The 11,912-nt window shown below is 74.5% G+C and carries 1 protein-coding gene; it reads left to right on the top strand.

Features of this window, described 5'->3' with window-relative positions; all coding sequences use genetic code 11:
• Window positions 1-66 precede the first annotated feature (66 nt).
• Entirely contained in the window at window positions 67-11,886 is an 11,820-nt protein-coding gene (locus LNW73_RS09905) for a type I polyketide synthase (RefSeq protein ID WP_250989680.1), read from the top strand.
• The last annotated feature ends 26 nt before the right edge of the window (window positions 11,887-11,912 follow it).

Below are 11,912 nucleotides of genomic sequence, written 5' to 3'. Positions count from 1 at the left end.
CGAGAGCCTCATCTCGAAGGCGCTCGAAGGGTCCGACTTCTGATGACGCGAATGGGTGAGGTTCAGGTGTCTGCAACGTCTGCATCGAACGAGAGAATCGTTGAGGCTCTGCGCGCGTCGCTGAAGGAGACGGAGCGGCTGCGCGAGCAGAACCGCCAGCTCTCCGGCGCGGGCCACGAGCCGATCGCGATTGTGGGTATGGCCTGCCGGTACCCGGGCGGTGTCACGTCGCCCGAGGAGCTGTGGGCGCTGCTGGCCGCGGGCGGCGACGGGGTGTCGTCGTTCCCGCTGGACCGTGGCTGGGACGTCGAGGGGATCTACGACCCCGACCCGGACGCCGTGGGCAAGACGTACTCCCGGCACGGCGGTTTCCTGGACCGTGCCGCGGACTTCGACCCCGGCTTCTTCGGGATCAGCCCGCGCGAAGCGGTGGCCATGGACCCGCAGCACCGGTTGCTGCTGGAGTCGTCGTGGGAGGCGTTCGAGCGCGCGGGCATCGACCCGGCCTCGGTGCGCGGCAGCGCGACCGGTGTCTTCGCGGGTGTCATGTACGGCGACTACAGCGACGTTCTCGAGCACGCCGCCGATGACGTCGAAGGCTTCCTGGGCGTCGGCGGCAGCCTCGCCTCAGGCCGCGTCTCGTACGCCTTCGGGCTGGAGGGCCCGGCCGTCACCGTCGACACGGCGTGCTCGTCGTCCCTGGTCACCGTGCACCTGGCGGCCCAGGCGCTGCGCACCGGCGAGTGCTCGCTGGCGCTCGCCGGCGGTGTCACCGTCATGGCGACCCCGGACACCTTTGTCGACTTCAGCCGCCAGCGCGGCCTGGCCCCCGACGGCCGCTGCAAGCCCTTCGCCGAGGCCGCGGACGGCACCGGCTGGGGCGAGGGCGTCGGCATGCTGCTGCTGGAGAAGCTCAGCGACGCCAAGCGCAACGGCCACCGCGTGCTCGCGCTCGTGCGCGGCAGCGCCGTCAACCAGGACGGCGCCAGCAACGGGCTCACCGCCCCCAACGGCCCCTCCCAGCAGCGCGTCATCCGCCAGGCGCTGGCCGGCGCCCGGCTCTCCGCCGACCAGGTCGACGCGGTCGAGGCGCACGGCACCGGCACCAAGCTCGGCGACCCGATCGAGGCGCAGGCGCTGCTCGCGACGTACGGGCAGGACCGCCCGGAGGGCCGGCCGCTGTGGCTCGGCTCGGTGAAGTCCAACCTCGGCCACACGCAGGCCGCCGCCGGTGTCGCGGGCATCATCAAGATGGTGCTGGCAATGCGGCACGAGGAGCTGCCGCGGACACTCGGTGTCGACGCTCCCAGCTCGCACGTCGACTGGACCGCCGGTGACGTCGAGCTGCTGACCGAGGCCCAGCCGTGGCCGGCGGGCGAGCGCACCCGCCGCGCGGGCATCTCGTCCTTCGGCATCAGCGGAACGAACGCCCACGTCATCGTGGAGGAAGCGCCGGTCGAGGCAGCGGCGGACGTCATTGAGGCCGCCGCGCTGCCGGTGGTGCCGTGGACGCTGTCCGGCAAGACGCCGGAGGCCGTCCAGGCCCAGGCCGCCCGCCTGCGGGACCACCTGCTCGCCGACACCACCCTCGAACTCGACCCGGCCGCCGTCGGATACTCCCTGGCCACGACCCGCGCGGTGTTCTCCCACCGGGCGGGTGTCGTCGCCGCCGACCGCGCCGGTCTGATCGCCGGCCTGACGGCACTGGCCGAGGGCGGCAACGCCCCCGGCCTCGTACAGGGCTCCGCGCACGGGGGCCGGACGGCGTTCCTGTTCACCGGGCAGGGCAGCCAGCGGGCCGGGATGGGGCGTGAGCTCTACGCCGCCTTCCCGGTGTTCGCGGCGGCGCTGGACGAGGTGTGTGCCGCGCTCGATGTTCACCTTGAACTGCCGCTGAAGGACGTGCTGTTCGCGGAGACCAACAGCCGGTTGAACGAGACGGGCTTCACGCAGCCCGGTCTGTTTGCTCTGGAGGTCGCGCTCTTCCGGCTGCTGGAGTCCTTCGGGATCCGGCCGCAGGTGCTCGCCGGTCACTCCATCGGTGAGCTCGCGGCGGCACACATCGCCGGTGTCTGGTCGCTGGAAGACGCGGCGCTGCTGGTCGCGGCTCGCGGTCGACTGATGCAGCAACTGCCGTCCGGTGGTGCGATGGCCGCGATCCAGGCCACCGAGGCCGAAGTCCTGCCGCAGCTCACCGAGAAGGTCGGGATAGCGGCCGTCAACGGGCCGACTTCCATCGTCGTCTCCGGTGACGAGGACGCAGTGGCCGCCGTCATCGCGCACTTCGACGGCATCGGCCGGAAGACCAAGCGCCTCACCGTCAGCCACGCCTTCCACTCCCTCCACATGGAGCCGATGCTCGAAGAATTCCGCGCCATCGCGGCCGGGCTCACCTACACCGCACCCACCATCCCGATCGTCTCCACGCTCACCGGACAGCCCGCCACCACCGAAGAACTCACCGACCCCACCTACTGGGTCCGCCACGTCCGCGAAGCCGTCCGCTTCGCCGACGCCGTCACCACCCTCCAGGACCAGGGCGTCACCAAGTTCCTGGAGCTCGGCCCGGACGCCGTTCTCACCGCGATGGCCGCCGACTCCGCCGCCGACACCGCCACCCTGATCCCCACCCTCCGTCGTGACCACAACGAGGCCCAGCTCCTCACCGAAGCCCTCGTCCGCCTCCACGCCCACGGCGGCACCGTCTCCTGGCCGGCCTTCTTCGGTACCGGCCACACCCCCGTCGACCTCCCCACCTACGCCTTCGAGCACCGGCAGTACTGGCCGCGCACGGTGGCGTCGACCGGTGATGCGACCGGGCTGGGGCTGCGGTCCGGCGGTCACCCGTTCCTCAGCGGTGCGATCACGCTGCCGGACACGGACAGCGTGCTGTTCACCGGGCGGCTCTCGCTCAACACCCACCCGTGGCTGGCCGACCACGCCGTCTCCGGAACGGTCATCGTGCCCGGCGCCGCGCTCGTCGAGATCGCCGTGCGGGCGGGCGACGAGGTCGGGTGCGGCACCGTCGAGGAGCTGACGCTGCAGGCGCCGCTGGTGCTGGGCGAGCAGGGCGCCGTTCAGCTGCGCGTGCAGGCGGGGGAGGCCGATGCGGGCGGGCTGCGGCCCGTCACGGTCTTCTCGCGGCCCGAGGACGCGCCCGACGACGCTCCCTGGACCTGCCACGCCGACGGCCTGCTGACCGCGTCGGTGCTGGCCCCCGACCCGGCGTTCGACTTCTCGCAGTGGCCGCCGGCCGGTGCGAGCGCGATCGACACCGGTCACCTCTATGACGACCTGGCGGCGTCGGGCCTGGAGTACGGCCCGCTGTTCCAGGGTCTGCGGGCAGCCTGGCGGCACGGGGACGCCGTCTTCGCCGAGGTCTCACTGCCCGAGGACGCGTCCGCCGACACCGAGGCGTTCGGACTGCACCCGGCACTGCTCGACGCGACACTGCACGCGATCAGCCTCGGCGACTTCGTCGAGGACGGCAGCGCGCCGCAGCTCCCCTTCGCCTGGTCGGATGTCGCCCTGTACGCGGCCGGTGCGAGTGTGCTGCGGATCCGGGTGTCGCCCGCGGCCTCCGGCAGCGGTGTGGCGATCCAGCTGGCCGACGCCGCCGGAGCGCCGGTCGCGTCCGTGGGCTCGCTGGTGCTGCGTGCTCTCGCGGTGGACCAGCTGACGGCGACCGCCGGTGGCGCCGCCCACCACGAGTCGCTGTTCCGGCTCGACTGGACTCCGCTCCAGGTCGCCGACGAGGCGCGCCCCGGAGGCAGTTGGACGCTGATCGGCGCCGACACGTTCGGCCTGGCCGACGCGCTCACCGAGGCGGGGGAGACCCTGACGGAAGCGACGGCCGAGCTGACCCTCGCGCAGTTCACCACCGACGGCAATGCTGTCAGCGGCACCGTGCACAGCGCCCTGGCGCTGCTCCAGGACTGGCTGGACGCCGATCAGCAGCCCGGCGCGCGGCTGGTGCTCGTCACCAGCGGCGCTCTGGCCGCCGCTCCCGGCGACGCCGTCGCCGACCCCGGTGCCGCGGCGGTGTGGGGTCTGGCGCGGTCCGCGCAGTCCGAGTACCCGGACCGGATCGTGCTCGTGGACCTCGACGGCACCCCGGCCTCGGCCGCGGCCCTGGTCCCGGCGGTGGCCGCCGCGATCGCCGCGGACGAGCCGCAGCTGGCGCTGCGCGGCGGGCAGGCGCTCACCGCGCGGCTGCTCCGCAGCTCGTCCGCCGACAGCCTGCAGACCCTCCCGGCGCATGCCGACACGGCCCCCTGGCGGCTGGACTTCACCGCCGGCGGGACCCTCGACAGCATCTACGTCGCCGACTTCCCCGAGGCGGCCGAGCCGCTCGCCGAGGGTCAGATCCGGGTCGCGATCCGCGCGGCGGGGCTGAACTTCCGCGATGTGATGAACGTGCTCGGCATGTACCCGGGCGACGCGGGCCGGCTCGGTCTCGAGGCGGCCGGTGTGGTCGTGGAGACGGGCCCCGGTGTCAGCGGGTTCGCGCCCGGCGACCGCGTGATGGGTCTGTTCTCGGGTGCGTTCGGGCCGCTCGCGGTCGTCGACCACCGGCTCGTCGCGCCCATGCCGATCGGCTGGACGTTCGCCGAGGCGGCCGCCGCCCCGGTGGTCTACCTGACGGCGTACTACGCGCTGAACGACCTGGCCGGGCTGAAGTCCGGCGAGAAGATCCTCATCCACGCCGCCGCCGGCGGCGTCGGCATCGCCGCCGTGCAGCTCGCCGCCCACCTGGGCGCCGAGGTGTACGGCACGGCGAGCACCGGCAAGTGGGGGACGCTGCGCGGTCTCGGTCTGACCGACGACCGGATCGCGTCCTCGCGCACCCTGGACTTCGAGCTGAGCTTCCTCGGCGCGACCGGCGGCCGCGGCATGGACGTCGTCCTGGACTCCCTCGCCCGCGAGTTCGTGGACGCGTCGCTGCGGCTGCTGCCGCGCGGCGGCCGGTTCGTCGAAATGGGCAAGACGGACATCCGGGACGCGGACACGGTCGCCGCCGATCACCCGGGCGTCGCGTACCAGGCGTTCGACGTCATGGACGCGGGTCCCGAGCGGATCCAGGAGATGTACGCCGCCCTCCTGGAGCTCTTCAACAGCGGCGCACTGTTGCCGCTGCCCGTCACCGCCTGGGACGTCCGGCAGGCGCCCGAGGCGTTCCGCCACATCGGGCAGGCCCGGCACACCGGCAAGCTCGTGCTGACGGTGCCCGCGCCGCTCGCGCCCGAGGGCACGGTGCTGATCACCGGCGCCACCGGCGCGCTCGGCGGGCTGCTGGCCCGCCACCTGGTCACCGAGTACGGCGTACGCCACCTGCTGTTGACCAGCCGGCGCGGCCTGAACGCACCCGGGGCCGCCGAACTCGCCGCCGAACTGGCAGCGTTGGGGGCGAGCGTCACGTTCGCCGCCTGCGACGCCGCGGACCGTGAGGCGCTGGCCGCCACGCTCGCCGCGATACCGGCGGCGCACCCGCTGACGGCGGTGCTGCACGCGGCGGGCCTGCTCGACGACGGCATCCTCGCGTCGCTCACCCCCGAGCGCGTCGAGCGGGTCTTCGGCCCGAAGGCCGACGCGGCCCGTCACCTGCACGAGCTGACCCGCGGCCTGGACCTCGCCGCGTTCGTGCTGTTCTCCTCGGCGGCCGGCACGTTCGGCAACCCCGGCCAGGCCAACTACGCGGCCGCCAACGCCTACCTGGACGCGCTCGCCGCGCACCGGCGCGGTGCGGGCCTGCCCGCGCTGTCGCTGGGCTGGGGCGCCTGGGCCTCCGAGGGCGGCGGCATGGCCGACGTCCTGGAGGCGGCCGACCGCGAGCGGCTGGCGCGCTCCGGCGCGGCGGCGCTCACCAGCGCCGAGGGCCTGGCCCTGTACGACACGGCCGTCGGCCTCGCCGCCCACGCCCTCGTCCCCATGCACCTGGAACTGCCGGCGACCGCCGCTCCCGACGAAGTGCCACCGCTGCTGCGGGCGTTGGTGCGGGCTCCGGCCCGCCGTACCGCCCGTGCGGCCACCGCCGGGGCCGCGCTGGAGCTCGGTCCGCGGCTGGCCGCGATGACCCTCGCCGAGCAGGAGGAGTTCCTGCTCGACCTGGTGCGCAGCAACGTCGCGGCCGTTCTCGGCCACTCCGGCGCCGAGGCCATCGACCCGTCCCGGGCGTTCAAGGACCTCGGGTTCGACTCGCTGACCGGTGTGGAGTTCCGCAACCGGCTCGGTTCCGCGGCCGGTCTGCGGCTGCCCGCCACGCTCGTCTTCGACTACCCGGCGCCGGACGTGCTGGCCACGTTCCTGCGCACCGAGCTCGTCGGCGAACTGGCGGCGGGCGGCGGCGGACCGGTGGCGAGCACGACGGTCTCCGGTGACGAGCCCATCGCGATCGTCGGCATGGGCTGCCGGTTCCCCGGCGGGGTGCGCTCCCCGGAGGACCTGTGGCAGCTGCTCGCCACCCGCACCGACGCGATGGCCGGGCTGCCCGACGACCGCGGCTGGGACGTCGAGTCGCTCTACGACCCGACGGGCGAACGCCCCGGCACCACGTACACCGACCAGGGCGCGTTCCTGTACGACGCCACCGACTTCGACGCCCCCTTCTTCGGCATCAGCCCGCGTGAGGCCCTCGCCATGGACCCGCAGCAGCGACTGCTGCTGGAGACCTCGTGGGAGGCGCTGGAGCGGGCCGGGATCGACCCGGCCACGCTGCGCGGCAGCTCGACCGGGGTCTTCGCCGGCGTGATCTACCACGACTACGGCACCCGGCTCGGCGAACTGCCCGAGGGCGTCGACGGCTTCCTCGGGACCGGGACGTCCGCCGGGGTGCTGTCGGGCCGCGTCTCGTACGTGCTGGGGCTGGAGGGACCGGCGATCACCGTCGACACGGCCTGCTCCTCGTCCCTGGTCGCCCTGCACCTGGCGATCCAGGCCCTGCAGCGCGGCGAGTGCACGCTGGCGCTGGCCGGCGGTGTCACCGTCATGGCCACGCCCGACACGTTCGTCGACTTCAGCCGCCAGCGGGGACTGGCCGCCGACGGCCGCTGCAAGGCGTTCGCGTCCACGGCGGACGGCACCGGCTGGGCCGAGGGCGTCGGCATGATCCTCGTCGAGCGGCTCTCGGACGCGCGGCGCAACGGGCACGAGATCCTCGCCGTGGTCCGCGCCAGCGCCCTGAACCAGGACGGCGCCAGCAACGGGCTCACCGCCCCCAACGGCCCCTCCCAGCAGCGCGTCATCCGGCAGGCGCTGGCCTCCGCGGGACTGGCCGCCGCCGACATCGACGCGGTCGAGGCGCACGGCACCGGCACCCGGCTCGGCGACCCGATCGAGGCCCAGGCGATCATCGCGACCTACGGCCAGGAGCGGCCCGCCGACCAGCCGCTGTGGCTCGGCTCCGTCAAGTCCAACCTCGGCCACACCCAGGCCGCCGCGGGTATCGCGGGCGTCATCAAGATGGTCACCGCGCTCGGCCACGAGGAGCTGCCGGCGACGCTGCACGTCGGCGAGCCCAGCCCGCACATCGACTGGTCCGCGGGGAACGTGGAGCTGCTCACCGAGGCGCGGCCGTGGCCGCGCGGCGGGTCCGGCGCCCGCCGGGCGGGCGTCTCCGCCTTCGGCTTCAGCGGGACCAACGCGCACGTCATCCTGGAGGAGGCGCCGGCGATCGAGCCGGCCGCCGCCGTCGAGGAGCCGGCCGCCCCCGCGCCGTTCACCGCCACCGACACCACACCCGTGCCGTGGCTGCTCACCGGCCGCAGCGAGATCGCGCTGCGCGCCCAGGCCCGCAAGCTGCACGCCCACCTGGCAGGAGCGCCCGAGCTCGGCGCCACCGCGCTCGGCAGCATCGGGCACGCGCTGGCCACCACCCGCACGCCCTTCGAGCACCGCGCGGTGCTCGTGGGTGCGGACGGGCCGACGCTGATCCAGACCCTCAAGGACATCGCCGACGGCGTTCCCGCCGCCGGTGTCGAGGAGGGCCTCGCGGGCGCCCCCGGCAAGACGGTCTTCGTCTTCCCGGGCCAGGGCTCGCAGTGGATCGGCATGGCCGCCGAACTCCTGGAGACCTCACCGGTGTTCAGGGACCGCCTCGAAGCCTGCGCCGCCGCGGCCGACGAGTTCACCGACTGGTCGCTGCTGGACGTGCTGCGCGGCGTCGAGGGCGCCGCGTCCCTGGAGCGCGTCGACGTGGTCCAGCCCGCCCTGTGGGCGGTGATGGTCTCGCTCGCCGCCGTCTGGGAGTCGCTCGGCATCCGGCCGTCCGCCGTCGTCGGGCACTCGCAGGGCGAGATCGCCGCCGCGTGCGTCGCGGGGGCGCTCAGCCTCCAGGACGCCGCCCGCGTCGTCACCCTGCGCAGCCTCGCGCTCGTCGGCCTCGCCGGCACCGGCGGCATGGTCTCCCTGCCGCTGCCCGCCGCCGAGGTCGAGGAGCTGCTGACCGCCTGGCCCGGCCAGATCTCGGTGGCCGCGAACAACGGCCCGTCCTCCACCGTCGTCTCCGGCGACCCCGGCGCGCTCGACGAACTGCTCGCCACCTGCGAGCGGCGCACCATCAGGGCCCGCCGCATCGACGTCGACTACGCCTCGCACTCCTCGCACGTGGAGTCGCTGCGCGAGGAGCTGGAGGACGTGCTCGCCCCCGTCCGGCCGCGGGTGGGACGCGTCCCGCTGTACTCCACGCTGGAGGACCGGCTGATCGACGGCAGCGAGATGGACGCCACGTACTGGCACCGCAACCTGCGCCACACCGTCAAGTTCGAGCCGGCCGTGCGGGCGCTCGCCCTCACCGGGCACACGGTGTTCGTCGAGTGCAGCCCGCACCCGGTGCTCACCGTCGGCGTCCAGGACACCGTGGCCGCCGCCGGAGCCGACGACGTCGTCGTCACCGGCACCCTGCGCCGCGACGACGGCGGCGCCGGCCGCGTCCTGACCTCCCTCGGGCGGCTGGTCGCGCACGGCGGACGCCCCGACTGGTCGGCGGTCTTCGCCGGCCGCACCCTGGAGCGCACCGGCCTGCCGACGTACGCGTTCCAGGGCGAGCGCTACTGGCTGGAGGCCGTCTCCGGGTCCGTGGACCCGGCCGGGCTCGGCCAGACGCCGGCAGGACACCCGCTGCTCGGCGCGGCCGTGGCGCTGCCCGATCGCGACGGCCATCTGCTCACCGGCCGGCTCTCCCTCAAGTCCCAGCCCTGGCTGGGCGATCACGCGGTCGGCGGGGTGGTCTTCGTCCCCGGGACGGCGCTGCTCGAACTCGCCGTACGGGCCGGTGACGAGGCCGACTGCGGCACGCTGGCCGAACTGACCCTGGAGGCCCCGCTCGTCCTGCCGGAGCGCGGCGAGACCCAGCTGCGCGTCCTGGTCGACGAGCCCGCCGCCGACGGACACCGCCCGGTGGCGGTCTTCTCCCGGCCCGAGGACAGCGACGAGGACACCCCGTGGACCCGGCACGCGAGCGGTCTGCTGACCGCGGACGCCCCGGCCCCGGGACCCGACCTCACCCAGTGGCCGCCGGCCGGCGCCGAGGCGCTGACGACCGAGAGCCTGTACGCGGACCTCGGCGCCGTCGGCCTGGACTACGGGCCGGTCTTCCGTGGACTGCGGGCGGCCTGGCGGCGCGACGGCGAGCTCTTCGCCGAGGTCGAGCTGCCCACCGAGGCGGTCTCCGCGGCCGCCGACTACGCCCTGCACCCGGCCCTGCTGGACGCCGCCCTGCACGCCATCGCGCTCGGCGCCCCCGGAATCATGAGCGGCCTGGACAGTGACGAAGGAGAGGGCCCCTGGCTGCCGTTCGCCTGGTCCGGTGTCGCGCTGCACAGCGTCGGCGCCTCCGCCCTGCGGGTGCGGATCGCCGCGGCGCCCGGCACCGGCGCCGTCACCCTGAACGTCGCCGACGCCACCGGGGCGCCGGTCGCCGCCGTCGACTCCCTGCTGCTGCGCCGCCTCCCCCTCGAGGCGCTCGCCCAGCTCGGCTCGGCCGGCTCCGACCCGTTCCGCGACTCGCTGTTCCGCGTCGAGTGGACCGCGGTCACGGCCCCGGACGACCAGCCGCAAGCACCCACGGACTGGGCGGTGTTCGGCGACGACCCGCTCTTCCCCGGCCTGCCGGAGATCTTCAGCACCGATGAGCTGGACGGTTCCATCGGCACCGTCCTGACGCCCGTGCACTGGCAGAGCGGCACCGAGGACACCGTCATGCAGGCCCTCGGCGATCTGCAGGTGTGGCTCGCCGACCCGCGCACCGACGGCACCACGCTCGTCGTCGTCACCCGCGGCGCGGTCGCCGCCGAGGCCGGCGAGGACATCGCCGACCTCGCGCAGTCCGCCGTCCACGGCCTGGTCCGCTCCGCCCAGTCCGAGAGCCCTGGCCGGATCGTCCTCGCGGACATCGGTACCGGCATCCCCTCCCGGACGCTGCTCGCGGCGGCCCTGGCAACCGGAGAGCCGGAGTTCGCGCTGCGGGACGGGAAGATCCTCGCCCCCCGGCTGGTCCGGGCCGAAGCGCGGGCCGACGCCCTGGCGCCGTGGCAGTCCGACGGCACCGTCCTGATCACCGGCGGCACCGGCGGTCTGGGCGCGCTCGTCGCCCGGCACCTGGTCGGCGAGCACGGTGTGCGGCACCTGCTGCTCACCAGCAGGCGGGGCCTGGACGCCCCGGGGGCGGCCGAACTCGTGGCCGAACTCTCCGGGGCGGGCGCCACCGTCACCGTCGCCGCCTGCGACGTCGCCGACCGGGACGCGGTCGCCGCGCTCCTCGCGTCCGTTCCTGCGGCGCGACCGCTGCGCGGTGTGGTCCACGCGGCCGGTGTGCTCGACGACGCGACACTCGGCAAGCTCACCCCCGAGAAGCTGTTCGCGGTCCTCGCCCCCAAGGCCGAGGCGGCCCGGCACCTGCACGAGCTGACGGTCGCGGCCGGCACGGAACTGGACGCGTTCGTCCTGTTCTCCTCCTCCGCCGGGGTCTTCGGCAACGCGGGCCAGGCCAACTACGCGGCGGCCAACGCCTACCTCGACGCCCTCGCCGCCCACCGCAGGGCCGCGGCGCTGCCCGCCGTGTCCCTCGCCTGGGGCCTGTGGGCCGAGCCGAGCGGTATGACCGGGCACCTGGAGAGCACGGACCTGGCGCGGCTGGCCCGCTCCGGCATCCGGCCGCTCAGCCCCGAGCAGGGCCTGGCCCTGTTCGACGCCGGAGTCGGCGGGACGGAGCCCGCTCTCGTCCCGATCGGCCTCAGCACCGCGGGGCTGCGCTCGCAGGCCGGCGACGGCCCGGTGGCGCCGCTGCTGCGCTCCCTGGTCCGCGGCCCGTCCCGGCGCACCGCGCAGGGCGCGTCGGCGGCGGAGGCCGGCGCCCAAGGCGACGCGCTGCGCAAGCGGCTCGCCGCACTGCCCACCGACGAGTGGGAGACCGTGCTGCTCGACCTGGTGCAGTCCTACGCGGCGGCGGTGCTCGGCTTCGCCGGCACCTCGGCGGTCGGCGCCACCCGCTCCTTCAAGGAGCTGGGCTTCGACTCGCTGACCGCCGTGGAGTTCCGCAACCGGCTCGGCGCCGCCACCGGTGTCCGGCTGCCCGCCACCGCCGTCTTCGACCACCCGACCCCGCTGGCGCTGGCCCGGCTGCTCTACGGCGAGTTCGCCCCCGAGCAGACCGACCCGGCCGACGCCGTGCTCGCCGAACTCGACCGCCTCGACGGCTATCTGCCGGAGGTGTCCCTCGACGACAGCGTCCACGCCGCCGTCACCGCCCGCCTGGAGGAACTGCTCTCCCGGTTCAAGAACCTGCGCGCCGGCGCGGGCGGCGACACCGGCGAGAACGTCAACGAACGACTGCAGGACGCCACGACCGACGAGGTCCTGGCCTTCATCACGGACGAACTCGGCATCGCCTGACGGCGCCCTGCACACCTTTGAGGAGA

This window comes from Streptomyces sp. RKAG337 (assembly GCF_023701715.1).
In the GTDB taxonomy this organism is placed as follows: domain Bacteria; phylum Actinomycetota; class Actinomycetes; order Streptomycetales; family Streptomycetaceae; genus Actinacidiphila.
This window is presented reverse-complemented; position numbering and strand designations above follow the sequence as displayed.